At 34.6% G+C, this 25,728-nt stretch carries 29 protein-coding genes and 2 pseudogenes; 9 read left to right on the forward strand and 22 right to left on the reverse strand.

Annotated features, from left to right (window positions below; translation table 11 throughout):
- Positions 1-7: 7 nt before the first annotated feature.
- From ACWV26_RS11075 to ACWV26_RS11110, 8 genes are all read right to left on the reverse strand, one after another.
- Positions 8-292 (reverse strand): Fe-S cluster assembly protein HesB, encoded by a 285-nt coding sequence (locus ACWV26_RS11075; RefSeq protein ID WP_455894820.1) that lies wholly within the window; start codon positions 290-292, stop codon positions 8-10.
- A 1-nt stretch (position 293) separates the two neighbouring features.
- Complete coding sequence (locus ACWV26_RS11080; protein WP_455894821.1) at positions 294-1,769, reverse strand: TRC40/GET3/ArsA family transport-energizing ATPase; 1,476 nt, start codon at positions 1,767-1,769, stop codon at positions 294-296.
- Between the two features lie 8 nt (positions 1,770-1,777).
- Positions 1,778-2,068 carry an ArsA-related P-loop ATPase gene (locus ACWV26_RS11085; RefSeq protein WP_455894822.1) on the reverse strand — a complete coding sequence of 97 codons (291 nt, stop codon included), beginning with the start codon at positions 2,066-2,068 and terminating at the stop codon, positions 1,778-1,780.
- Entirely contained in the window at positions 2,068-2,436 is a 369-nt protein-coding gene (gene arsD / locus ACWV26_RS11090) for an arsenite efflux transporter metallochaperone ArsD (protein ID WP_455894823.1), read from the reverse strand. Before arsD ends, ACWV26_RS11085 begins: the two co-directional genes overlap by 1 nt.
- Before the next feature lie 61 nt (positions 2,437-2,497).
- The gene (arsC, locus tag ACWV26_RS11095; protein ID WP_455894824.1) at positions 2,498-2,911 is read right to left on the reverse strand and encodes an arsenate reductase (thioredoxin); all 414 of its coding nucleotides are present in this window, start codon (positions 2,909-2,911) and stop codon (positions 2,498-2,500) included.
- A gap of 13 nt (positions 2,912-2,924) precedes the next feature.
- On the reverse strand, positions 2,925-3,977 hold the full coding sequence (arsB, locus tag ACWV26_RS11100; RefSeq protein WP_455894825.1) for an ACR3 family arsenite efflux transporter: 1,053 nt from the start codon (positions 3,975-3,977) through the stop codon (positions 2,925-2,927).
- Position 3,978: 1 nt separating this feature from the next.
- Complete coding sequence (locus tag ACWV26_RS11105; RefSeq protein WP_455894826.1) at positions 3,979-4,296, reverse strand: ArsR/SmtB family transcription factor; 318 nt, start codon at positions 4,294-4,296, stop codon at positions 3,979-3,981.
- A gap of 260 nt (positions 4,297-4,556) precedes the next feature.
- Entirely contained in the window at positions 4,557-4,922 is a 366-nt protein-coding gene (locus ACWV26_RS11110) for a hypothetical protein (RefSeq protein WP_455894827.1), read from the reverse strand.
- A 221-nt stretch (positions 4,923-5,143) separates the two neighbouring features.
- On the opposite strand from ACWV26_RS11110, the gene ACWV26_RS11115 reads away from it, so the two are divergent.
- Positions 5,144-5,875 carry an AzlC family ABC transporter permease gene (locus tag ACWV26_RS11115; RefSeq protein WP_455894828.1) on the forward strand — a complete coding sequence of 244 codons (732 nt, stop codon included), beginning with the start codon at positions 5,144-5,146 and terminating at the stop codon, positions 5,873-5,875.
- Positions 5,872-6,192: an AzlD domain-containing protein gene (locus tag ACWV26_RS11120; protein WP_455894829.1), complete on the forward strand. Its 321-nt coding sequence runs from the start codon at positions 5,872-5,874 to the stop codon at positions 6,190-6,192. The genes ACWV26_RS11115 and ACWV26_RS11120 overlap by 4 nt, the downstream gene beginning before the upstream one ends.
- A 75-nt stretch (positions 6,193-6,267) precedes the next feature.
- Here ACWV26_RS11120 and ACWV26_RS11125 read toward each other — a convergent pair whose 3' ends face one another.
- Complete coding sequence (locus ACWV26_RS11125) at positions 6,268-6,414, reverse strand: hypothetical protein (RefSeq protein ID WP_455894830.1); 147 nt, start codon at positions 6,412-6,414, stop codon at positions 6,268-6,270.
- A gap of 277 nt (positions 6,415-6,691) precedes the next feature.
- On the opposite strand from ACWV26_RS11125, the gene ACWV26_RS11130 reads away from it, so the two are divergent.
- Positions 6,692-7,873, forward strand: a complete 1,182-nt coding sequence (locus ACWV26_RS11130) for a cation:proton antiporter (RefSeq protein WP_455894831.1) — start codon at positions 6,692-6,694, stop codon at positions 7,871-7,873.
- 47 nt (positions 7,874-7,920) lie between these two features.
- Here ACWV26_RS11130 and ACWV26_RS11135 read toward each other — a convergent pair whose 3' ends face one another.
- The 3 genes from ACWV26_RS11135 to ACWV26_RS11145 all read right to left on the reverse strand — a co-directional run bounded on the left by ACWV26_RS11135 (position 7,921) and on the right by ACWV26_RS11145 (position 8,985).
- Entirely contained in the window at positions 7,921-8,106 is a 186-nt protein-coding gene (locus ACWV26_RS11135) for a hypothetical protein (protein WP_455894832.1), read from the reverse strand.
- Between the two features lie 56 nt (positions 8,107-8,162).
- Entirely contained in the window at positions 8,163-8,642 is a 480-nt protein-coding gene (locus ACWV26_RS11140; RefSeq protein WP_455894833.1) for a hypothetical protein, read from the reverse strand.
- Positions 8,643-8,793: 151 nt separating this feature from the next.
- Complete coding sequence (locus tag ACWV26_RS11145) at positions 8,794-8,985, reverse strand: hypothetical protein (protein WP_455894834.1); 192 nt, start codon at positions 8,983-8,985, stop codon at positions 8,794-8,796.
- A gap of 211 nt (positions 8,986-9,196) precedes the next feature.
- Here ACWV26_RS11145 and ACWV26_RS11150 point away from each other — a divergent pair.
- A pseudogene (locus ACWV26_RS11150) lies at positions 9,197-9,673 on the forward strand (thioredoxin domain-containing protein); the annotation flags it as partial.
- Between the two features lie 38 nt (positions 9,674-9,711).
- Here ACWV26_RS11150 and ACWV26_RS11155 read toward each other — a convergent pair.
- Together ACWV26_RS11155 and ACWV26_RS11160 are read right to left on the reverse strand one after the other, a co-directional pair.
- The gene (locus tag ACWV26_RS11155) at positions 9,712-9,903 is read right to left on the reverse strand and encodes a hypothetical protein (protein WP_455894835.1); all 192 of its coding nucleotides are present in this window, start codon (positions 9,901-9,903) and stop codon (positions 9,712-9,714) included.
- A gap of 52 nt (positions 9,904-9,955) precedes the next feature.
- Positions 9,956-10,255: a TIGR04104 family putative zinc finger protein gene (locus ACWV26_RS11160; protein ID WP_455894836.1), complete on the reverse strand. Its 300-nt coding sequence runs from the start codon at positions 10,253-10,255 to the stop codon at positions 9,956-9,958.
- A 259-nt stretch (positions 10,256-10,514) separates the two neighbouring features.
- Between ACWV26_RS11160 and ACWV26_RS11165 the strand changes: the two genes are divergently transcribed.
- Entirely contained in the window at positions 10,515-10,886 is a 372-nt protein-coding gene (locus tag ACWV26_RS11165; protein ID WP_455894837.1) for a nucleotide excision repair endonuclease, read from the forward strand.
- Between the two features lie 320 nt (positions 10,887-11,206).
- Here the strand turns inward: ACWV26_RS11165 and ACWV26_RS11170 are convergent, their stop codons facing one another.
- The 3 genes from ACWV26_RS11170 to ACWV26_RS11180 form a co-directional block, all read right to left on the reverse strand.
- Complete coding sequence (locus ACWV26_RS11170; RefSeq protein ID WP_455894838.1) at positions 11,207-12,211, reverse strand: restriction endonuclease; 1,005 nt, start codon at positions 12,209-12,211, stop codon at positions 11,207-11,209.
- Positions 12,212-12,373: 162 nt separating this feature from the next.
- On the reverse strand, positions 12,374-14,230 hold the full coding sequence (locus ACWV26_RS11175) for a dynamin family protein (RefSeq protein WP_455894839.1): 1,857 nt from the start codon (positions 14,228-14,230) through the stop codon (positions 12,374-12,376).
- Between the two features lie 140 nt (positions 14,231-14,370).
- Positions 14,371-15,588 (reverse strand): GNAT family N-acetyltransferase, encoded by a 1,218-nt coding sequence (locus ACWV26_RS11180; protein ID WP_455894840.1) that lies wholly within the window; start codon positions 15,586-15,588, stop codon positions 14,371-14,373.
- A 354-nt stretch (positions 15,589-15,942) separates the two neighbouring features.
- Here ACWV26_RS11180 and ACWV26_RS11185 point away from each other — a divergent pair, with 354 nt between their 5' ends.
- From ACWV26_RS11185 to ACWV26_RS11195, 3 genes are all read left to right on the forward strand, one after another.
- Positions 15,943-16,419, forward strand: coding sequence for a C40 family peptidase (locus tag ACWV26_RS11185; RefSeq protein WP_455894841.1), 477 nt, complete (start codon positions 15,943-15,945; stop codon positions 16,417-16,419).
- A 285-nt stretch (positions 16,420-16,704) separates the two neighbouring features.
- On the forward strand, positions 16,705-17,064 hold the full coding sequence (locus ACWV26_RS11190) for a P-II family nitrogen regulator (RefSeq protein ID WP_455894842.1): 360 nt from the start codon (positions 16,705-16,707) through the stop codon (positions 17,062-17,064).
- Between the two features lie 5 nt (positions 17,065-17,069).
- Positions 17,070-18,374: an ammonium transporter gene (locus ACWV26_RS11195; RefSeq protein WP_455894843.1), complete on the forward strand. Its 1,305-nt coding sequence runs from the start codon at positions 17,070-17,072 to the stop codon at positions 18,372-18,374.
- A gap of 286 nt (positions 18,375-18,660) precedes the next feature.
- Here ACWV26_RS11195 and ACWV26_RS11200 read toward each other — a convergent pair whose 3' ends face one another.
- The 4 genes and pseudogenes from ACWV26_RS11200 to ACWV26_RS11215 form a co-directional block, all read right to left on the reverse strand.
- Positions 18,661-20,109: a DEAD/DEAH box helicase gene (locus ACWV26_RS11200; protein WP_455894844.1), complete on the reverse strand. Its 1,449-nt coding sequence runs from the start codon at positions 20,107-20,109 to the stop codon at positions 18,661-18,663.
- Between the two features lie 270 nt (positions 20,110-20,379).
- A pseudogene (locus ACWV26_RS11205) lies at positions 20,380-20,498 on the reverse strand (VOC family protein); the annotation flags it as partial.
- 64 nt (positions 20,499-20,562) lie between these two features.
- Complete coding sequence (locus ACWV26_RS11210) at positions 20,563-21,657, reverse strand: L-dopachrome tautomerase-related protein (protein WP_455894845.1); 1,095 nt, start codon at positions 21,655-21,657, stop codon at positions 20,563-20,565.
- Positions 21,658-22,212: 555 nt separating this feature from the next.
- Positions 22,213-23,082, reverse strand: a complete 870-nt coding sequence (locus tag ACWV26_RS11215) for a LysR family transcriptional regulator (protein ID WP_455894846.1) — start codon at positions 23,080-23,082, stop codon at positions 22,213-22,215.
- A gap of 122 nt (positions 23,083-23,204) precedes the next feature.
- Between ACWV26_RS11215 and ACWV26_RS11220 the strand changes: the two genes are divergently transcribed.
- Entirely contained in the window at positions 23,205-24,449 is a 1,245-nt protein-coding gene (locus ACWV26_RS11220) for a benzoate/H(+) symporter BenE family transporter (RefSeq protein ID WP_455894847.1), read from the forward strand.
- A gap of 150 nt (positions 24,450-24,599) precedes the next feature.
- Here ACWV26_RS11220 and ACWV26_RS11225 read toward each other — a convergent pair whose 3' ends face one another.
- On the reverse strand, positions 24,600-25,721 hold the full coding sequence (locus tag ACWV26_RS11225) for a muconate cycloisomerase family protein (protein WP_455894848.1): 1,122 nt from the start codon (positions 25,719-25,721) through the stop codon (positions 24,600-24,602).
- Positions 25,722-25,728 lie beyond the last annotated feature (7 nt).

Here is a 25,728-nt window from a genome sequence, read left to right on the forward strand (position 1 = left end):
TATATCCTTAGCATCCACAACTTGGTGCATATCCTTCTAATACCAAGCCCATTTCTCCGTTTTGTCCTTCTAAATCTATAGTGATGCCTTTTAATTCTTGAGCAATTTCAGGCATGATAGCTATTTTTACATCGTTAACCATTTCTATTTGATCGCCTTCTTCAGCTGGTACAAGTCCAACTGCTAAATTCATACCACAACATCCCGCAATTCCATAAAAGCGGAGTGTATCTGCATTACTTTCTTTCATTGCATTTAAGATATATTCTTTTGCTTTTTCAGTCATGTTCATTTTATTTTTCCTCCAATAATATGTGTAATCCATCTAATCCTGTTGGTTCTTTTAGACTCCAAGGAATTAAGACAGTATGATTATTTGATAAAGAAGTGATTCTCTTTAACCATTTAGACTCATGTTTTGCTTTTTGAGATAGTAAAGGATCCACTGTTTTTATATTGCGAAATGATTGATTCACAATCCAGTGGGAAACGTGTAATCCAGCTCGTTTTAGATCACTTTGTAAACGTTCAGCTTCATAAACAGGTGTTGCTTCAGGTAATGTTGTAATAAGTATCGATGTCTTATCTTTATCTCTCAATGTAGGTAACAAATGCTGTATAGCAATCGGAACTTCACCAGAAGAACGACTTATTTCTTTATGATAGCTTTCCGTTGAATCAAGTAACAACAGTGTATGACCAGTTGGAGCCGTATCTATTAAGATAATTTCATTTGGATGTGATTCGATAACTTCTGCAAAAGCTCTAAATACAGCTATTTCCTCGGTACAAGGAGATTCTAAATCTTCTCGTACAAAGGCAAGCCCTTCCTCATCCATTGATTCGCTTGCTTTTTGTAATACTTCTTTTTTATAAGATTCCAAAACCGTATTCGGATCAATATTACTAATTGTTAATGTTTCTGGTTTACTATCACCTAGCGTCCACTTAATGTGTGCTGCAGGATCTGTTGTTGTTAAATGTACATGTTCGCCCTTTTCTGCAAGTCCTAAAGCAACAAGAGTCGCAACTGTGGTTTTACCAACGCCGCCTTTTCCCATTGTAAAAATAACACGTTTAGGGTTTTCAATGATTTCCTCAATTAACTTGTGAATTGATAACGGATTAAATGGATAACCCTCACTTGTTGTTTCTGATGAGAACTCATTGATGGATGTATTATCGAACCAAGCACCCATTCTTTCTAATGATGTAATTGTGTACGGAACAAGTGGTAAGGTATAAGTAGGTAATTTAGCTAATTCTACCGGAATTTTTACGATAGCTGAATATTGTCGTTTATGGAAAGCAGTAGCATAAACATCTTCTGAATCTGAAACCTCCAGTAATCCATTAACTATTAGCTGTTGATTGCGAATTCCAATATTCGAAAGTTCTTTTGATGCCCTTGCAGCCTCTTTTAATGGATTAGTATCAGGACGTGTAACAAGTATTAATGTAGTTTGATTGGCATCTGATAAAACATCAACAGCCTTTTTGTACATTTGCTTTTTTCCTTCTAATCCAGCTAGAGGTCCAAGACATGAAGCTCCGGATGAATTATCCGCTAAAAACCCACTCCAGGCCATTGGGAGTTGCAGTAAGCGTAACGTGTGACCTGTAGGAGCTGTATCAAAAATAATCATGTCAAAGTCTTCTTGTACCTTTTGGTCTGTTAATAATGCTGAAAATTGATTAAAAGCAGCAATTTCAACAGTACAAGCTCCAGACATTTGTTCTTCCATGGATTGAATTGCTACATCAGGCAATTTACCTCTTATGGTGCTATTACTTGTTCTTTATAATCATTTGCAGCCTGCACAGGATCTAAATTCAATGCGTATAACGAATCAGTGCCTTGAATCAAGTAAGGTTGATTCGTTAATGGCTGACCAAAGATATCTTGTAAATTACTAGCTGGGTCCGTACTGATTAGTAAAACACGCTTTTTATCACGAGCAACTGAATATGCTAAGCTACTTGCAACAGATGTTTTACCAACACCACCTTTACCAGTAAAAAAGAGATATTTTGTCTTAGGAAAATACTGTTTTGTAAAGCGCTCCACTACAGACCGCCACCTTTTGTATTTAGGGATAATCGTACTTTCGGCTTTTTAGTTAATTCTGAGATTTCTTGAGCTGTCCATTCTGCAAACTCCTCATTCGTTGGATAGCGCTTAGTCATCATTAACTCACCATTTAAAAATACATAGGGTAACTCATTTACACCTAAAGAATTAAGCATTTCATTTACACGTATGTTGTCGACAAATGCCTGTGGGTTGCTTGATAGGTTATGACGTATAATTGGATAATTTTTGTTTCCAAGATTTTTTACAATAAATGAAACACGTAATAATTCTGGATCAATGGATGGTCCGCATACACCACTTTCACAACACATTGCCGGGTCATAGATTTCAATTTTTTTCATTGCTTTCTCTCCTTAAATAAGCAATTTCTTATATATAATTTAAAAACAAAACCTAGAATTTCTAGGCATTTGTTTTAGCAAATTCTTCAATACGTTTACCGATAGCATCACGTACTTCTTGGAATACTTGCCAAACTTCTTCTTCTGTTCCTGTTGCTTTTGCTGGATCATTGAATCCCCAATGTTCTCGTTTTACTTGTGGTGGAGTCATAGGGCATCTATCCTCAGCATCCCCGCATAAAGTAACAACTAAATCCGCATGATTTAAATATTCTAGATCAATCATTTCAGATTGTTGTTTAGAAATATCAATATCGACTTCTGCCATTGCTTTGACTGCATTTGGATTTAATCCATGAGCTTCAATACCAGCACTGCGTACTTCCCATTCAGACCCTAAATATTTTTTTCCAAATCCTTCAGCCATTTGGCTACGGCAAGAGTTTCCTGTGCATAAAAAGTATAGTTTTTTCATCTTAAATACTCCTCTATAACTTAAGTTTAAAGTATTTTTTCTGCCATTTTAACGCAACATCTACAAGCGCTATCAGAACAGGTACTTCAACTAATGGTCCAATAACTGCGGCGAATGCTTCACCACTATTAATACCAAATACGGCTACAGCCACTGCAATTGCTAATTCAAAGTTGTTACTTGCAGCGGTAAACGAAAGTGCTGCTGTTACTGGATAACTTGCACCGGCTTTCTTGGATGCAAAGAATGACACAACAAACATAATTAAGAAGTAAATCAATAAAGGCACTGCAATGCGTAATACATCTAATGGTAAAGCAACAATTTTATCCCCTTTTAATGAGAACATCATAACGATGGTAAATAGCAAGGCAATTAATGTTAATGGTGAAATTTTAGAAATTAATTTTTCTTGATACCAATCTTTTCCCTTTAATTTAATACCAATTACACGTGTTAGAATGCCTGCAGCAAATGGGATACCTAAATAAATCAGAACACTTTTTGTGATTTCCCACATAGAAATTGAAACGGATAAGTTTTCCATACCGAACCAACCTGGCATTACATTCAAAAAGAAGTAAGCAAAAGTTGAATAGAATAGAATTTGGAATACAGAGTTAAAAGCAACTAAGCCAGCTACATACTCACTATCGCCTCGTGCTAATTCATTCCATACGATTACCATAGCAATACAACGTGCTATTCCAATCATGATAAGCCCAGCCATATATTCTGGATAATCATGTAAGAAAATAATTGCTAAGAAAAACATTAAAAATGGTCCTAAAAGCCAGTTTTGTATTAAGGAAAGTAATAGTACCTTCCAATCCTTAAAGACTCTCCACATTTCTTCATATTTCACTTTAGCAAGTGGAGGATAAAGCATAACAATAAGACCAATTGCAATAGGAATAGATGTTGTACCGACGGATAGTTTATCTAATGTATCCTTAAAATTTGGAGCAATAATACTTAGTACTATACCTAATCCCATTGCAATGAAAATCCATAATGTTAAATAACGATCTAGAAAAGATAACTGTTTTGTTAATGGTTTTTCCATTTTAAATCTCACCTTCTTCAATAGTACAAGCACAATTATTTAATGATATAGGCTCCAATTCATCGATGATAGCCTTGATATAAGGGGCTTGAACTTCATTTAACCTATAGTGCTTCCAAGTCCCTTTTTTTCTTTCTAGGATAATATTAGCCTCTTTTAATTTTCGTAATTGTTGGCTAACAGCTGGCTGAGAAACCTGTAATATGTCAACTAAATCACATACACATACCTCGCCATTCTTTAAACTGGCTAACAATTTTAATCGGTTAGCATCACTAACTGCTTTTAGTTGTTTTTCCATTATCGATTGCTGATTCATTTATATCACCTCTTTATATAACAATTCTCTTATATAAGAGTACACTTATATTTTATGGTATGCAAGGTTTTATTTATTGTTACACAGTTGTGGAATGAGTCCTCCCTAATAACGGTCATGGTTATAAGGCAAATAATTTTTTATACACTACGTCAAACATCCATTACTACTAAAAATAACAATACGACTTAGCTATAATTATGTGCGATTAACACATATTTTCCGCTAAGCCGTATTATTTAGAATTTAGCTCTTAAAGTTTAGTTTCCAAAAGGACCGCACTCCACACTTTCTGAATGCATATAAATATCATTCTCCGTACTCCCCGACCAACTTGTCTGAATTACTTTTCCGTCATTTACTTGATAAAAGTATTTCGCATTTGGTTCGTCATTGAAAACCACTTGGATTGTCCACTCATCTTGGCTTTTTGATAAAATGCCGGGAATCGAGTGGAAGACCTTAATACTTTGCATGTCACTATCGTAATATTCTTTCTCTACCATTAAATAGTCTAGCGTATCAGCATATTTTTGTTTTTTTTCAAAGTGAATATAGAATGGAAATGCTGCTACAGTTAATATGACAATCATTGTAAAGATGCGAATGGTTCTTTTTAACGCCATCTGTCCACCTGCCAATTATAGAGTAATCATTCATTTACTTGAAATCTGTTGGTAAACATTTTATCGAAATTAGGTTTATCTGTCTTATTTCTGCCAAAATGTACTTTTTCTCCTCCATGTTATGGAAAAGATTTGTATCTTAACTTTTCTGAATGTATTGTGAATTCATAAAAGTATAGTGTATGATTAGATGAATATGATTTTGTTAGAGGTGATAGACTTTGAGTAATCCTTATGAAACCGCAGATACGAGGTTTCAGGATCATGAAGATTCTTTTCTTCAAGGGATAAAAGATTGTATTCCTACATTATTTGGATACATAAGTATTGGGTTAGCATTTGGTGTGGTTGGGGCTGCTTCTGGTTTAAGCTTAACTGAAATCGCACTTTTAACTGTATTAGTTTATGCAGGTTCTGCTCAGTTTATTTTTTGCGCTTTACTGATTGCCGGTACTCCCCCGTCTGCGATTATCTTCACTATTTTCATCGTGAATCTTCGACACTTTCTAATGAGTTTAACACTTGCTCCTCATTTTACAAAGTATTCTGTTATGAGAAATATCGGATTTGGCTCGTTGCTAACAGATGAAACATTTGGCGTAGCAGTGACGAAGGTTATGCAAACGAAAAAACTAAATGGCAAATGGATGGATGGGTTGAATATAACCGCTTATCTTGCATGGATTATTGCCTGTGTAATGGGTGCTTTTTTAGGTCAATGGGTAGCAAATCCTGAAAAATGGGGTCTTGATTTCGCACTAACTGCCATGTTTGTTGCTTTAGTTGTTTTACAATTGCAAAGTGTTGGTAAATCCAAGCTTGCAAAGAATTTAGTGTTAATCGGTTTAATCGCCCTATGCATGTATGTCTTTTCTTTCTTTATGCCATCACATTTAGCCGTACTGATTTCAACCATTGTGGTAGCAACAGTTGGGGTGGTGATTGATCGATGAGCTTTACAACTATTCTATGGGTGATAGTCGGTTGTGCATTTGTTACATGGCTTCCAAGGATAATTCCTTTTATCTTTGTACGAAGCGTAAAGATGCCGGATGTTGTATTAAAATGGCTATCCTTTATTCCTATTTGCATATTAAGTGCTTTAGTAGTGGAGAATTTGCTTAATACGGAGGGTTCATTCGTAAAACTTAATTGGCCAATTTTGGGCGCATTCATCCCTACATTAATTATTGCTTTATGGACCAAAAGTTTATCGACTACAGTCGTTGTTGGGGTCATTTCAATGGCTGTCATCCGACATTTTTTATAATTGTAATGAATTCTAAACATAGAAAAGGCTATACCATAAGTTGGACTTTCTTACTTACGGTATAGCCGTTATTTTTTATCCAAAGAAATGCTTTAATGCAAATAAGGTTGCAACAACTAGAACCAGCAAAATCATTTCAAAAAAATTCAATTCTTTTTCTCTCTTATTCCTCATTTGCTCTTTATAGAGTTTCTGAATTAATTTTTTATTTCCATATTTCATCTGGTCCCCTCCTGTGAATATGGACAGAAGAATTGCTACGGTTGGTATTTAGATGGATACACTAATATTGTATGCATCATCTTTAAAAAGGTTATCTATTTAAATATAGAAAACAGTATTTTTGAAAGTAAGATATATTTATATATCTATCAACCCTAAAAGTGTGATATTATAGGAACATACTGTTTTATAAAAGATTTATTTCATTCCTATTAGTGGGTTTTGAATTGTTTGAATCTTTAAATTTTTCTTTTTTCTTCTACTGGAGGGTGGATTTATGGAATTACTCATTCAACTTGTGATCATTATCTTGGCGACTAAAATAGCCGGATATATAGCGACTAAATTTGGACAACCAAGTGTCCTTGGGGAAATTATTGCAGGGATAATAATCGGTCCAGCTATTTTAGGTCTTGTAGATAGTCTAGAAGATAATAAAATGCTACATACATTTAGTGAACTCGGGGTAATCTTTTTGATGTTCTTTGCAGGACTTGAAACTAATCTCAAAGATTTAACTTCAAACTTGAAATCAGCTTTATCCGTTGCCTCATTCGGGGTAGTTCTTCCTCTAATTGGTGGCTATTTAACAGGGATTGGATTTGGAATGGATCCATCTCACTCATTGTTTTTAGGGATTGTTTTAACAGCAACATCCGTTAGTATTTCTGTCCAAACATTCCGTGAACTTGGAGTAATGAATACTCGAGAAAGCGCAACAGTTCTTGGAGCTGCTATTGCAGATGACATTATTGGATTAATCCTACTTGCTATTGTTATGAGTATCACAATTGGTGGTGGAGCTTCTATCTCAATTGTACTATTGAAACAAGTGTTTTTCTTTGCAGTCATCATCCTATGTAACTGGAAGATTGTCCCTGCGATATCAAAATCTATTGATAAATTTAAAATTCCAGATTTAGCAATGGTCTTTGCTGTCGTTCTATGCTTAACTTATTCTTATTTCGCACAATACATGGGCATCAGCAATATCATCGGTGCATTCTTTGCTGGTTTAGCATTAGCAAGTGACAAACATCGTGAACAATTTGAAGATAAGCTTTCCCCATCTGTTAGTGCTATTTTCATACCTGTTTTCTTTGCAGGCATTGGTTTATCCGTTACATTCAAAGGAATTGGAGACCATATCATGTTAATCGTTATTTTGTGTATTGTCTCAGTTATTACAAAAATCATCGGTGGTGGTTTTGGTGCCAAAATTACAGGCTTCAACATGATGTCATCAACCTTAATCGGTACAGCAATGGTATCTAGAGGTGAAGTAGCCTTGATCACTTCAAATATTGGTTACTCAAATGGCTTATTCTCTCAAGAATATTTCACACCTATGATTATCGCGATTGTCTTTACAACAATTGTCACACCACCATTACTTAAATTATGTATCACCAAAAAAGACCGGCAAGATGCTACCGAAGCTACACATATAGCACACTAATAAAAAGCTCGTTTCCTTATCGAAACGAGCTTTTCTCAATTTTTCTATTAAAATCTTATGTCTGTAGAATGCTCATTGAGATAAAATTCAAGTAATCTTTTATAATCCTTATATTTCAATGTAACATATTCTTCTCCATCTCGGGTTTCTTTCTGTATATGGGTGTCTGCTTCTTCCATTGTTTTACGTAAATGTTCTGTAACATCAACCATAAATGCCCATTCATTATCCAAAAAGACTCACTCCTTCAACTCTCATGAAGCAATTATATAATTTCATAGAAGTGAGGTCAAAATTTGGAACTATTAAAGTCTAATATAGAAGCCTTATCGAAATAGAAAGTACAGCTTGATAATAACTGGTATTGATCTTCTAGGACAATACGGGGATTTAACCTTTTTATCTTTTGTAAATAGTTCTTGATTTCATGGACTAAAGCATTGATAAAATCTTCTATCGGGTAAGTATACTTTTGGAGAGATTGTTGGTTTTCATTAATTTCGATGTTTAGTTTATCAGATTGTAAGTAAATTTCATATTTTCTATGTTCACCAATAGAGTCAAAAGTTTGTGCTTCATTCGATTTCATCAGTTCCATGAGGGCTTCAACTAAATTTAGTAAAAATCTCCCGTGTATTTCAGATTGAAATAGTTCATTCTTTTCATATTTCATCGTTTTCGCAAAAATTTTTATTTTCTCAAAGAAAAAATCTTTATAGTATGCTGATCGTAAAATTTCTAGATTTTCCACCTCAAAACGCAGCTCCATAATTTTCACCTCCACTTTTCTATTATATGTATTATTTTTTGTCGTTCAAGAATTATTTTACTCTATTTAGTGAGTTCTGTGTGTAAAAGTATAAAATTTCACTTGATTTTTCTAACTTCTATTAAATATTAAACATAATAAAAAGCTATTCCTAAATAGAATAGCTTTTCCCCTGTTTTCTTTTATGCTTTTTTGCGTAATCATCAATATAGAAAAATGCTGCAAACGCTGCTAAAGTTAATAAATAATAATAACTTGCACCATTTTCCACTTGTACTATATAGATTCCTGCGATAAAAACAATCGTGGTAATAATTCGAAGCAATAGAACTTTCAAATTCATAGTATATTTATCCCTCCTACTAACAACATAGAGGATATAAGAAATATGTCAAGAACTTATGTAAATTAATCGTCTCCTCTTACTCTGTGCAAATATTCAATCTATTAAACTCGACAATACTCCTTGGATTAATTATAATTAATAAAATGATATTTAAATAGGATGTGATCATATGAGTATTGAGAATGCTTATTGAAGTTATGGAAGTAAAAAAGCACCTGTTAAAGTTGAAGTTTTTTTGAATTTAACATGCCCATATTGTGCAAGTTTCTATGAAATGGCTGAAGATGTATTAACACCTTACATAATTGAAGACAAAGTAGAATTTGTGATTAAGCATTTCGACAAACCAAGAGAAATGCTTTTAAATGGTGCACTGATTAACGCTTTTTTACACTATAGTGAAAAAGATAAAACGCGCGAAATAATCAAAGAATTATTTGCTACTCAAAGTGAGTGGGACAAATTATCAAATATAGAGATCAAAAAAATGCTTCAGGAACAATACGGCCTAATCGAGCGTCCTGAAAACACATCAATTAGCTTGAATATATTGGGTGAAGCGATCGAACGTAAAGTCACAATGGTACCTACAATCTTTATCGATAACAGAGAATTCCAATATCCACGTGAACTAGATGCAGATGAATTACGTTTTGAAATTGAATCAGTACTTTCTAAAGCTTAATCTACTAGACTAGCAAAATGAAGGACTTTCCCATTTTGTTAGTCTTTTTTAAATTTAATCCCTTGTTGTTCCATTTCCTTCCTCAATACTTCAAGGGTTCGTTTTCCCATTCCATGTAATGCCATTAATTCTTTTTCTTCAATTTTAGATAAGTCAGCAATTGTATACAATCCTGCAGAATTGAGCGCTCGAATCCCCGGCTTTGCCACACCTTTTGGCCAATCGTTCATAGGTACACCTCCAGTTATTTTAATTCCAATAATAGTTTAACAATTTGCCGCTTTACCATAAGGGTTCTTTATTATTAGTTAATTTCAAAAATAATGGCACGACTAACAAAACCATAAGTATTAACGCAAACTCTAATAGCAGTACAGAAGTTAAGGATAAATCATATAGTATTGAAACTGGAATTATGATAATTGGAAATAATATAAATAAAGATATCGTATTTCTCGATGAACTACTTTGGTATTGAATTTCGCCACAATGATGACATTTCATACTTGTGTTAACTACTAATAATTTCTTTAATGAATCAAACCAAGTCCACTTTTTTCCACAGTTTTGACAAATAGTCATTATGATTCTCTCCTTTCTTAGAATTTTCTATTAATAACTATACGTTCTGAATATCATATAAGTTTCATTTATTGAAGATAGTTAAAAACAAGTATTCAAATAAAAGTTGGATTTAGAAATCGCACATTACTTATATTAACAGGCTAGCATGCAATGGTATGACAGCGCGAAATTGACATATAATAATTTAACGGAACTAGCATTTTTAACAAGTATGTGATAGCATAAAGTTTATATGAATATGAGGACGTGAATTTTTTTGATTAAAATTGATATACCAAAACCAGATATCGTGATTCGCCAACGTGAACAAAAACCAAAAGAAGGAGAAGCTATCATCACTCCAGTCTATGGTTTCATTGATTTCCATAAGATTCCACGTGATAAAGGCGGCTTAATTTTATTCTTTGATAAAGACAATGTTTTACTTTTTGTCGGCAAAGCGCGTAAACTACGCCCTAGATTAAAAAAACATTTTGAAGATAATGTTTCACCTTTAAAAAATCATCGTGATGAAGTAAACAAAATTGAAGCGTATATCGTTGAAGATCCAATGGAACGTGAAATTTACGAAACATACATGATTAATGTACTTCGTGCTAAATATAATACAGATAAAATGTTTTATTAATATAACGCTTTGAGAATGAAAGTTCTATAGGAATATTATTTTCCTTTAGGGCTTTTTTGTTTGTTTCCCCTAGTTTAGTGATTGAAGGCCAAAATCTCTTTGAAAATAGCATATATTAATAACAAAAAGCCCCCTATCATAACTATTATCCAAAAACCTTAAATAAATATTCTGAATTTTCAAGAATTATTTCTCAGGAAATTTTATTACAATAATTTCGTAGTATGATTGCTACCTTTTATAAAATAAGCTCAAAACCCGAAAACGCATGAGCTTCAAAATAGCCCATGCGCTAATTGATGTTTATAATAGTTAAATTCTTAGGAAGTTTTTCTTAAAGCATGTAATTCAAATTTTGTGAATTCATACAAATCTGCATCTGAATAATCGTAGTAGTTTTCCAAGTATTGAGTCCAGTTTTCTTGCTCAATACTGTTTAATTGCTTGTCCATTTTTTCTTGATTCCATACATCGATATATAATTTTTCGGCTAATGATTTAGCATCTTCTGTTAATTTTGAGGCGGTAACGAGGATACATTGGTGGCAATTAAAATACGCCTTTCCAATTGCGATTTTATGTACATCATCCATTGTAATGAATAATTCATCATCAACAACACTAATCGCATTCTTGCCCTGCTCATTTTCCGCAAAAAAATGAATGCCAAATGAATCGTAGTGATTGTTCATCTGAATGTTCTGATAGCCTAATTTTTTCAACGATTTAATCACGAAAATCTGTAATTCACGAATTGACATTTCGTTCATTAGTTGATGTGGAGAATTGATACGATTAAAGCGAATTCGCAAACCCTGTATAAAATCATTTAAGTCATTGATTCTTTTGGGAGAAAGAAATTGGTTTAGGATAGTTGATAATTCTTTAGATGACTTCATAAGTTCAACCTTTTTTTCTTGAAGAATCGTTATTTTTTTTGATGCTTGAATGATGTAATAGATGCCTAAACTTATGAAAAGAACGATGACAAGATAGCAGATTGGATGTGTATAATAGGTTTTGTATAGAAAGCTTACTCTTAGAAAATATTCATTATTTAAAGGTTTTGGGTAAACCAATGCAATAATCCATGGCACCATCATAAGATATATGCTTAATAGCAGACCTTTCAAGAGTTCACTAAACGCTCCCTTTTTATCTTGATCAATCTTAGCCATTTCATCCTTTGATGCAAGCTTATTCTCATACGAAACAATTTTATCTATATTTTCTTTTGCGCACTCGGGGCAAAATACGATTATTTTTTGTTTCATCAAAACTCTAGATGGTTTTAATTTATGTAATGTACATACTTGATTTTCCAATTATGCTCCCTCTTACTCCTTAATATTATTCGTCTAATTATATAAAAATATATAGTACAAATATATAAGTGTTAATTATCACATTACTGGATATTTTTTTCTAAATCAACATGACATTATTATCATCACAAAAAAAGATGTCCTTTTATGGACATCTTCATATTATTGTTTCAATTCTACTAGTTGAGGTGGTTCCTCTATTTCTACTCGGATATCATCTAACGTTAATTGCAGTTGGTAGTATGGGTGGTTATCGACTACTAATGCTTGAATTTTTTCATGATTAATAGGCTTTAGTTGTTTGTATTGTTCAATATATGTAGAGTAGGATAAATTCACACGACCTATTCTATGTATTGAATGTTCAAACTGATTCTTTTCCTCTTTTGTCAATATGAAATCATCATTTAACACATACTCATTGATTAATTTTATAAGGAATGTTCGTGCTTCTACTATACTATCAAACCCTTCTAATTTTTTAATCGCATTTTGAAGGTTTTCATTATCTTTTTGCCGCTGATACTCAATTGTAGAAAACTCTTTTGTTAAATGCTCTAATTGATCTCCTACAAATTGATTTAATAATTTTTGGAATTCATCAAAAGAGCTAAATAACTGTTCTTCTTGCAATTTTAATAAATGATATTTTTTTTCTAGAATCTCTTGTTGTTCATTTAACTGTACAATTTGCTGATGAAAATATGAATCTTCCTTACGTTTACCTAAAATAAAGTTCAGCAAATCTTTCCCCGTGATTTTACGATGCTTTTTGTCAATGATTGAATAGGTATTCTTATACGCATGTAATTGTTTTCGATACTCCCTTGCAGATGCATGATAATGTTCTGCTCGTGTCTTAAAGAGTGCTACTTCACGAACTTCTCTAAAAGGCTTTGTTTCGATTACTTGAATGAGTTGGTAAAGTGTGTATATCTCTTGAAAAACAACGCTTTGCTTTTTATAATTTGATACGGCTTCCGCCAGATGTTCATTTTGCGCTGCTTCTTTTATTTGATTACTCTCGAAATTTTCAATATATTGTTTCAATGTTAAAAGTGAAGAATGATACGGTTCTCTTTCTGGAATCATTTCAATTTCGATTTGAAACCTATTTAACCAATGAATAAATCGTTCCGTTATATACGATAAACGTTTTGCTTGGTTATTTGCCGTTTTTTCCAATTCTTTTACTAACAGATCCATTTTGCTCTGTTTCCACAAGTCATTGCTATTTTCATGAAGGGCTGTGAGTGCATCTTTTGCAGAAACGCCAATAATATCTCGAACATATGTAGATAGTTTTGAGTCATACGAAGTGTTTTTCTCTATTAAATCTATACCATTTAAAATGCCAAGAGGCACGAAGTTTTTATCTTTTAAGCGGTTAAGGAAGTTGATTTCTTCCTGTACCATCTTCTGATTATATTTTAATACCCAAAATACATCGTCGGCTCGATTAATTACAGACTCCTTTATGTAGGCAGTATCTATTCCAGAAATTTGTGAAGGTGTTGAAAGAATCAATGTAATAAACTTCAACAAATCATGACGTACATAGATTTCGATAAAATCTAAACCTTCTCGTAAAATTTGTGCACTCGAAGTATTTAATGACGTAAATAGTTCAACTTGCTCTAAGTCGAATGATGCAACTTGTCCATCCAGAAAATAAGCACGAACTTCTTCCTTTTCACCAAAACAAATGATCGAAGTAACACCAGAAGTATCTCCTATTTTAGCGTTTAGAATCGTTCTACCTAACAAAGCATTCACTAAAGATGTTGTACCTGCCCCAGCCATTCCTGTAAGTAAAACCATCGTACTATTAGATGCATCTTGTATAATATATTGCAATACTTTTGTTGTTTCTTTTACATAAGAGTTTTTTGCAAGTAATTCGTTTAAATAATGTAGCTTAGATATAAAATGTTTCAGAAAAGCAGCTGGTTCTGACCGGGCCCAATGAATAGGTAATTCTTCTATCGATTCTTTTAACTTAGTTAGGTCTTTACTCATTCGTTTAATTCTCCTTTATAGCTCCATAATCATTAGTATACATGATAAGCGAATATGTGTATTGAATTATTTAATTTTTTTACAAAAGTAATATTGGTAAATTATTGATATTCATAATATCTATCAAATTTATGGAGTAACTAGAAATAATCTACAAATGTCGGGACACCAGTTGGTATAATTTTCTCTAAAAGAGTTATAGATGCTACATCTCCTTTGATTCTTTCCATATCATATAGATAGGTAGGTCTTAAATAACCTAGTAATAATGTAACAAGTGTTTGAATGGTCATGTGAATGGCATCTTCTTCTAATTCGTCATTCACTTTTTCAATTTTGTTCATTCCTCTTGTTGACTGGACTTCAAATGTTCCATTATTCCATTCAGCTAGAGGATCACTAATGGCCCATCGCATGTTGAAATCCACTTTTAAGAATGGAAATTGTTTAACAAAGGGCACTAAATCTACAATCCTAGCCATGAAATAAGGTGATAAGCTTTGTTTAATTTCACTATCTTGCATTAAAAATGCAACGGCTTCGTTTCCCGTTGTCTTCCCAAACACCTTGTATACCATTGATTGATGTGCATAGATAAAATTCCAAAGAGCTTTACGTGCTACTTCTTTTAATGTGATCAACTCATCAATATAAAAGTTTTCTTCCATAATGCGATAGAACATATACCCTAATGGTAGGCCGTCTTCATCATAGTAAACAGCTGCTTGTAAATTTGCATTACTATCGATAAACTTCTCTTCCCAATAATCTTCCTGGTGTTTTTCATTCCAAGAAATATCATTTCGAATCATCGCACCATGCGTTTTCATAGCAAATTGATGATACACTTTTTTTATATCGGCATGATCCATTGATAATCGACGGACTTGTCCTGGGATTTCATCATAGTGTGGAATTTGTGTATCGCGAATTTGATATTCAACGATATCACTCATGATTTCAAATCCCTTTTTCCGATAATAGGGTATGGAATATGGAAATAAATAGGCTATATAATAGTCATCTTTTCTCAATTGCTTGAGGCTTGCATAAATAAGTTGATGCATAAGCCCAATTCTCGAATATTCTGGGTAGGTCCCTACTGCAGTTATTCCCCCCATTTTATAAATTTGGTTATGAATGTTTACTTCGAAAGGTAAATTTAAAATTTGGGCAACTAATCGGTCTCCGTCAAACCACCCAAGTGCCACCCCTTCATCGAATTGCGTAGATTTAGCAGACACAAATAATCGATCTTTATTCATCGAGACATTCATTTGAAATACATAATTCAGTAATTCGATGGATTGGGAAATCTCCGATAACTTGATTTCTCTCATATGTAAGTTTGATTTCATAGAAACATCCCCTTGGAATTTGATTTTATTATTTTTTCCAAATGGGTCACTATTCATGCATAAATTCATTTCGGTTCATGCTTACAACAATTCCAAACTTTGTAACTATTTAAACTAGGAATTCACTTTATTTTTCGGTCATTTTGCAATCGCCCAGCATAGATATATTTCCCTAAAAAATTTTTGTCATTTTATAGATTTGTCCTACATACTATAAATTTTGTGATTGTTTATTTTAGGAGGGAAGCCGATTAGGTAGGCCTTTTTATTAATTTCTGTTACTGGTACTCGTAGCCTTTGGAATTGTTTTATCTAAAAAAATAAAAAGCGTAAGTAGGAGGGGTTATTATTACTTTGTCATCACGTTTTTCAAAATGGGTATTATCGGTTGTTTGCATGCTCGCATTATTTGCGGCATTTACTTTTGGTCATGCAAGCAATGCAAAAGCCTCCATCAATTATGGGGAGGAAGTTTCACAAGTAGCAAAACGTTATGTAAATACTCCTTATAAATGGGGAGGAACAACGCCAAAAGGCTTTGATGCTAGTGGATTTACACAATATATTTATAAAAAAGCAGCAACTAAAAAGGTGATTCCAAGAACAAGTGCTTTACAATATAAAGAAGGTAAATCTGTTAATCAAAAACAATTAACTCAAGGCGATTTAGTCTTTTATGCAACAGGGAAAAAAGATGTAGTCTCTTTTGTTGCCATTTACAATGGTGATGGGACATTTACTGGCGTAACGGTGGATGGTGTAAAAGTTGTTAAAATGAACGGAAAGTATTGGAAAGATCGCTATATTGGTGCAAAACGAATTATTAAATAATCTATCTATAAAATACTTTTCTTTTGTTAGCCCTTCTCAATCTGAGAAGGGCTTTATGTTGTTGTATATTTGCAGCCTCTTCTATTTAACCTTCATCTTTTGGAATCCCACTCCTATCCCCTCAATACAACACTCACCTATTAAATTTTAGTCATTTATGTCTTCCGTATCCATATTACCAATCTTATTTCGGCATCGGTTTCACACAATATATATATTGTTTCGAATAATTTAGAAGAGTAGTATTTTGAATATAGTATTATTTATTATCACTGGAGTGGTTAAATGAAAAAAATTGAAGCTATTATACGCCCTGAAAAGATTACAGAATCTATTAAAAGATTAAGGAAAATTGGAATCTCTGGTTTTACGGTTTCACAAGTGGTAGGTAGAGGAAAACAAAAAGATAAGAAAGGGGTCTATCGTGGGAAGAGCTACAAAGTAATTCTCCATCCAAAGGTTAAATTGGAAATCATTCTTTCTGATCATATGGTAGAACCTACGATTAAAGAACTTTTTGAATCCGCTTATACTGGTGAAGAGGGAGATGGCAAAATCTTTGTATATCCTGTTTTGGAAGCCTATAACATAAGAACTGGGAAACCGGACTATGACATTAACGATATATTAGATGGTAGGGGATGACGGATGTGGAACTATCGATAGTAAATACGGTATGGATTGTGATTGCCTCAGCAATGGTCTTATTCATGGAAGGTGGATTTTGTTTACTAGAAGCTGGATTAGTTCGAACGAAGAATGCTGTGAATGTATCGATGAAGATTTTTGTTGATTTAACAATTGGAACATTAGCTTTTTGGTTAGTTGGTTTTGGCGTTATGTACGGAAAGGATGATTTTGGGCTCTTTGGTATAAGCTTATTCGGTAACCCCGATCATATATCTCTCTCCATTCCATTGTCCAGTCCAGCATTTGTACTGTTTCAATTAGGCTTTGCAGTAGCATGTATCTCTATTGTTTCAGGCGCTGTAGCAGAACGTATGAACTTTAAAGCGTATATATTAATAGCAGTGTTTATTTGTACGATATTATATCCTCTTACAGGTCATTGGATTTGGAATCGTGACGGTTGGTTAGCTCAGCTAGGAATGAAAGACTTTGCAGGCTCTGCTGCTATACACGCTGTAGGTGGATTTGCTGCTTTGGCAATCGCTAAATGTCTAGGTCCTAGAAATGGGAGATTTAACTCTGATGGAAGCGCAAATGTATTTGCACCTAGTAACATTCCATTGGCTTCAGCTGGAGCATTTATTCTTTGGTTTGGTTGGTTTGCCTTTAATACAGGCAGCACATTAGACGCTTCTAATACTTCTCTTGCATTAATTGCGATTAATACAATGTTAGCAGCGGCAAGTGGTGGTACAGTTGCCCTCATTTTAACAATGAAAAAGTTCGGGAAAGCAGATCCAAGTATGACAATCAACGGAATTTTGTCTGGCTTAGTGTCTATAACAGCTGGATGCGCTTACTATTCAGAGTGGGCATCGATTGCAATTGGCGCTATCAGCGGATTGATTGTAATCTTTGCAACCATATTTGTCGACTACTTAAAAATTGATGATCCCGTGGGAGCAATCGCTGTACATGGATTCAATGGCGTATTTGGAACGATAGCCGTCGGATTATTTGATACTTCTCAAGGTTTCTTCACAACTGGTAACTTTTCTCTATTAGCTATACAACTATTAGGAGCTTTAGTTGTAATTACTTGGGGGCTTGTTGCAGGTACATGTATAGCTAAGATTTGTGAAAAAACAGTAGGATTGAGAGCGACGGAACTTGAAGAAGAAGAAGGCCTTGATATGTCGTATCATGGGATTCCAGCCTATAATGAATTAGAACGTTTTACAGATATACCTACGACTTTTTATGATTTTGAAGAAACGACTGGTATAGTTGTTGCCCCTGCCAGCAATAAAAAAATTGCTCACTGATTATTGGAAGGAAACGAGAACCTAAAAAAGAAAGAAAGTAATTAACTAAAATAAAGGCTGTACAATATATAGATATAACCTTGATATTGTACAGCCTTTTTATTCAATCTAGATACTATTAATAATATAATGTTGGAATTCGCACATTTCTAAAAGATTATTTACTAGTGATACAGTTCACCGTATGATAGATAAATGAGGTTTTCAGTTTGATTTCTACTAACGTTACTAACAAGAAAAAAGGCTAGTTATGTCTTTTTACCCTAGTTGCTGTCAACACTAATCTTCACTTCTTTTTAGCTTCATATACTTTCAATAACTTACCTTTTATTGTTGTGTCCTTCATCTTTTTTAACACAATCGGACCTTTATCATTTAATATTTCAACATACGAAGCAGTATCTAATATTGTAATGATACCAATATCCTCCACTGATACTCCGTCGATTTTTGCAATCGTTCCAACAAAATCTACTGCTCTAAGCTTCTTTTTCTTACCACCATTAAAGTATAACTTCATAATTTGCTTGTTTAATTTTTCACTTTTTGCTTGTTTAATTGTTGGCTCAACATTCATTTTTGATTCAAAAGCCTTTTTCTTACTTGATACTTCCTCTTTTGAAGGAGCGGCTATTTTCGGAATCTCAAAACCAATGTATTCTTCAATTTCACTTAAAAAACGATTTTCAAATGGCGTAACAAAAGTGATGGCTTTCCCCTTTTGCCCTGCTCTTCCTGTTCTTCCTGCGCGATGGACATAGCTTTCTTTCTCTAAAGGAATGTCGAAGTTGATCACATGGGTTATATTATCAATATCAATTCCTCTAGCCGCTACATCCGTAGCAATTAAATAGCGAAATTCTCCTCTTCTAAATTCATTCATCACGTCAAGCCGATCATCTTGAACCATGCCGCCGTGAATTTTATCACAGCTATAACCTATATCAGCTAATTGATCACACACAGTATCTACTCGATCTTTTGTGCGACAAAAGATTATGCAACTATCAGGATTTTCAACAATGGTTACATCTTTAAGTAGAGAAAATTTATCCTCTTCTTCCACTTCCAAAAGAGAATGATCAATTTTATCAGTCGTGAGACCCGTCGCCTTTATTTCGATATCGATAGGTGTATTCATATAGTTACGTGAGAGGTTTTTGACCTCCTCTGGTATAGTAGCTGAAAATAACATAGTCACTCGTTTTCGAGGTACCTCTTTGATGATAGCTTCTACTTGTTCAATAAATCCCATGTTTAACATTTCGTCTGCTTCATCGATCACAAGATAGTTAATCCGATCTAAGGCCAGAGTACCTTTTTCAATATGATCTAACACACGCCCTGGCGTACCAACGACTACATGTGTTTTTTGCTTTAATTCCGTTTTTTGTATTGCAAATGGTTGTTTTCCGTAAATTGCTGTTGCTTTGATCCGTTTAAATCTGCCTATATTTATAAAATCCTCTTTCACTTGCACAGCCAATTCTCTCGTTGGTGTCAAGATAAGTGCTTGGGGTTTATTTTCCATCCAATCAATTAATTCACAAATTGGAATCCCGTATGAGGCAGTCTTTCCACTACCTGTTTGCGATTTCACGACAAGATCCCTTTTCTCTAACACAAGAGGAATCACCTTACTTTGAACGGCTGTTGGATTTTCATATTCTAAGCTATCCAGCGCCTTTACTATTTCATTACTTAATTTATAATCTTTAAAACTTTCTTTGCACATAACTTAGCCTCTTTTATTTTGGATTATTGATCCTTATTATTTCCTTGCGATTGTTCCCTTATTCAAACTACCATTATACGCTAACTTCTACTTGTAAATGACTTAGTACGTGAATTAATAAAAATGACCTGCCTTTTGAGCAAGTCATGTGCTTGGTATTCTAACTGATGCTTTCGGCCTTTTCCAGGCAATCTCATATCTCTTTCTCAACAAAGAAAACCACCCAGCGTAGGAAACAAAAGGGTGGTTCTATTTTGCATTCTCATCAGCTTAATGAATTCCGAATACTTCCCTTCGGTATCAAAATAGTATCCTTGCCACGCCATTCCGGACAGTGCATATTTGGGCAATGCGACCTTGCCGCCATTCTCATGAATTTTGGCTCCCGCTTTGTAATAATTATCGACACCCAAAAAGGCAGCTCCCTGATAGGGATACCTTCATTTACGATTACTATAAGGTAGGAGCAGGGAATTCATCAATTCTCATACGAAGTAAACTATATGGTTTTTCCCGCAGGTCTCTTCCATAATGAAATCTCGCCTGGCGATGTAATTGATTCACAATGACATATAAGTATTGATCGGGGCCAATCGAAAAAGTATCTGGCCATAAAATTCTCGGGTCATGTGCTATGGTTTCCATTGCCCCATTCGGCAATATCTTCCGGATACTATTGTTTTCATAGTCTCCCGCATAAACATTTCCTTTTGCGCCGGTGATCATTCCATCAGACGCACCTTTTTCCCCCCAATACTGAACATATTGGTTTAAATTCATGTCGTGTATCCTTCTGTCTCTTAGGGCTTCTGTTGAAATCGAGAACAGCTGACGGCTGGTTAGCGGAGCATAAAATAAAACCTTTCCATCAGGAGAAATCGCTAAACTATCGGAAGCCATTCTAAATGGGGAAGTCGAGCCGTCCGGGTTTCGATTCATCAAAATTTTACCTTCTACTTTCGGTAAAAAATAGGGATCAGGTGAAGTTGATCTTGCCCCATTTAACCGTCTAAACGCGTTCCCATTTTCTAAATCTACGACGATAATAGCCCCTGGCCCTCTGGAAGAAGAATCCGTTATATATGCATATCCTGCTCTTCCAACCCGAAAATCCAAACGGACATCATTCAGATAAGTTGTTGGCAAGACAACATCTTTTGTAAAGGTATATACTCTCCTTATTGTATTCGTGCTTAAATCAACAGCAACTAATTTTGCTCCCCCTTGAATAGGTTCAGAAAAATTTGGTGCCCCTGTATCTAGAACCCAAAGAGTTCCTCTTCCGTCAGCAACTATACTTTGGACACTGACGAAAGACATCGTAATATTCCCTGTATTAACTAAATTGGTTTCTAAACTGGGATAAGGCTGCAATTCACCCTCAACAATTTCCGCCACAGTAAATTGAACATCGTCTCCCCATTTCGGAAAGCATACAAAAATACGACCGGTTTCGGAAACGCTGACACCTGTAGGCATAGCCCCATAAAAAGCATGCACCAGTTCAAACTGCCCAAAATATTTTTCCATAGGAAACATAGGTTGCATGATATCCTCCTCATCAAATAGAACGGATATCACCTATATATGATGAAAAGTTTTTTAAGTGCCTGGTTCTTGATAAATTTTTCTATCGTGATGGATGTTTTGGGTTTATCAGTTCAGGAGAAACATGGGAGTTTCGATAAAGTGATTCAAACTTCCACTGGCTCTCCAAAGACGAGGAATGCGAGCATCTGAATTTACGTTTGCAGTCAATTTTAGAACTAACATAAAAACTATTATGATTTACCCCCGTCCAGGGAACCTGGTTAAAAAATAAATCTGTCTCATTTAAAGGGAGTATTTTTAAGTTTAGTGTAACTTTTCATCCGGAGCATAAGTAAGTATTTTTAGAAGCCTATAAAATGGTTCTTAATTATTTAAAATAAATAATTAGGAACCATTTATTTATGATACGGTTCCCCGAAACGAATCTAAATGAGGTTATAAAACCATGAATATATTTTATTTTTCATTTAAAGACTTTACCATATTTAAAACTGATTTTATTTGCATATTTCAACGTTGTTTTTTTTTGCTTTTTAGTAAATACTTTTGGTTCTAAAAAAGTTTTAAAAATTCTTTTGCCGCTTTTGATAAATAACTATTCTTCCTCCAAATTACTTTGGGTTCAGATATTAAGGACTGATCCTTTAGCTGAATGACTCTCAATCCTCCCAAGGATTGGAGGGATAATAACGAGAGCGGTAAGATCGTTGCACCAAACCCTGATGAAACGAGACCAAGTAACATAATTAAATCCTGACATTCGCACAGTATATTTGGTTCTAAATCTAACCGTTGAAATTCATTGACAATTTGCCCATACGCACCTAAACCATAGTTTGGTCGCAAAAGAATCAATGGCAAATCGATGATTTCCTCTAACCAGCATTGTTCTGATCCACTCCACGTCCATTTTTCAGGCAAAACAAGCACATATGGGTCACTTTCCAATGTCATTTGAGAGATATTTTTTTCTGTTATTGGACTATTTGTTATCGCAATCTCAATCTGACGTTTAGATAACATTTTTATAAGATGAATCGTTTCACCTTCCCATACTTTGAAAGTAAGACCAGGATTTTTCTCACGAATATCTACCATCTTAGAAAGAATTAAAGATGCACAATAAAGATTGGATCCAACAGATAAAATCCCACTGGCGTCTTTCCTCAATTCTTGAACTTCTACCATTGTTTCATCAAGTTTATTTAAAAGTTCTTTTGCTCGAAGAAGCAATCTTTCCCCCTCCAAGGTTAAATTAAGACTTTTGTTATCTCGATCAAATAAAATGACGCCTAGCTCTTCTTCCATTTGTTTTAGTTGTCTGCTCAAAGGGGGTTGAGCAATATTTAATTTCTTTGCAGCAGTCGTAATCTTACCTTCTTCTGCTATAGTGACAAAGTATTTTAACTGTCGAATATCCAATATGTAACCTCCATCATACCTATAAGATATAGTAAAAATATAAAACAGATATTTTAAGTATTGACAAATTAAGTATACACTAAGATGTAGTATAATTCATAAGTTGAAGGAGCGTGACTTTGTTGTTCAAAAAAAACACCATACAATTTCCAAAGCTTTTATCGGTTGGGAATATATCGAATGGATTTGTGGCCTGGCTTTTTGGTTCTGCAGGTCCATTATTAATTGTTTTACAAGCTGCTGCAAAAGGGCACCTGTCTGGTAGCATAACCAGCTCATGGATTTTCGCCATTTATGGAATGGGTGGACTCCTAACGCTCATCGTCTCCTTATATTATGGGCAACCCATAGGCTATGCCTTTTCAATACCTGGAGCTATTCTTGTCGGCTCAAGCTTAACCCATTATTCTTTCAACCAAGTGGTTGGTGCCTATATTATAACCGGGATCCTTATTTTTCTTTTAGGTATATCAGGCCTTGTTACAAAAATGATGAAGGTTTTGCCTATGCCAGTTATGATGGGGATGGTGTCAGGCGTATTACTCCCTTTCGGAACTGAAATGATAAGCTCGGTTGTAAAAAATCCTTTACTCAACGGAATCCCGTTACTTGTCTTTCTTGCTCTTTCTTTTTTCCTACGATTTTCAAAAAAGTTTCCGCCTATATTAGGGGCAATCATTGCAGCAATTCTTTGTCTTAAATTTTTGCCGAACGTTTCTGTACAGCCTATCCATATAACAATGGGCATTCCCCAGTTTATCGTTCCATCATTTAGTTTTTCCGTTGTAGGGGAACTTGTCATTCCATTACTCTTAACAGTTATTGCCATTCAAAATGCACAGGGGATTGCTATGTTAGAGACCCATGGCTATCGACCACCGATCAATGCCATGACGAATTGGAGCGGAATCGGTACCATTATAAATGCTTATTTTGGGGGCCATCCAGCCTGTATTGCAGGTCCCATGACGGGCTTACTTGTTAATAAAGAATCAGGCAAACATGAACATAGGTATGTTGCTGCTATTGTATTAGGAGTATTATCTTGTCTATTAGCTCTATTCTCTCCAATAGCTGCGCAAATTCCATATGTCATTCCTGCCTCATTAATTCAATTACTAGGTGGCGTCGCCATGATTAGTGTACTGGTTGACTCTTTGAAAATGAGTTTCTCTGGTCCATTCAAATCAGGCGCCCTCTTTTCCTTTATAATCACAATCTCTGGGATTTCTATTCTCCATATTGGAGCGCCATTCTGGGGTTTGGTTGGGGGTACCTTGGCCACCGTATTCTTGGATAAACAAGATTTTTATAAATCCGAATCAAGTGATCAAAATAATGAAACGAACTTGGGTAAAGCTTCCTAATACTGTTTCTTTAGACCTCGGATATATCTCATGACAAAATAAATGACACCTAGACATAGCACAGTCTAGGTGTCATCTTTATTTTTTTGTATAGAATTAAAAACCTCATATACTTATGATACGTTTCACCGTAACATTTACCTATACCCCTTATACTAATAATGAGCGAGAATAGTACTTAATTTTTTCTTCGTCTACTGTAACACCAAATCCTGGACCATCTGGCACTATAATTTCATAGTTTTCGAATTTTAACCCTTCTGTTACAACGTCATCCTTAAATAATAGTGGTCCGAATATTTCAGTTCCAAATTCAAGATTTGGAAGTGTTGAATAGAGTTGGGCACATAGAGCTGTACCAACACTAGATTCAATCATTGTTCCCCCATATAAACCAAGACCCGCCGCTTCTGCGATTGCTGCTTGTTTCTTTGTTGCCAATAAGCCACCTGTTTTACAAGGTTTTAATGCAATAGCATTCCCATATCGATGTTTAGCTATTTGGAAGGTTGTTTCAATTGATGTTGCAGCTTCGTCTGCTAAAATCGTTACATCGAAACGTTCAGTGAGTCTTGCCATACCTTCCATATTCCAAGCTGGTAAAGGCTGTTCAATCATTGACACTCCGCCTGCTTCAAGCTTTGCAATTTGTTTAACAGCCGTACTTTCATCCCACGCTTGATTTACATCCACAGTTATTCGCGCTTTATCGCCTACTGCCTTTATAATCTCAAGCACATGCGCAACATTCTTATCTGGATTACCTTTGCCAATTTTCAACTTGAAGATTTTATGCCTCTTTTCGGCTAAGTATTGTTTTGCCTCTTCAATGTCTTTCCCTGTATCACCACTCGCTAATGTCCATGCAATTGGTAAAGAGTCATGGATTTTCCCACCTAGAAAGTCGTAGGCAGCAATTCCACGTATATGCCCTGCTAAATCAATTAAGGCACATTCAATCAAACTTTTGGCAGAATAGTTTCCTCTTACATGTTTACTAACCTCGTGCATGATGGCATTAAATTGCAGAGGATCTTTACCAATAACTAGAGGTGCTATATATTGATCTATATTCGCTTTAATAGCTTCAACCGTTGATTCACCGTATGATGCACCCCCTATTGTTGCGACTTCTCCCCAACCTGTAATACCTTCCGAATCCGTCACTTTTGCATAAACGATGGCCTGTGAGGTAATGGTATGCATGGCAAGTTGATGAGGACGAAGGGTCGGTAAATCTAATATAAATATTTCAATGGAACGAATAGACATCTTTCTC

This window comes from Rummeliibacillus sp. JY-2-4R, assembly GCF_053847205.1.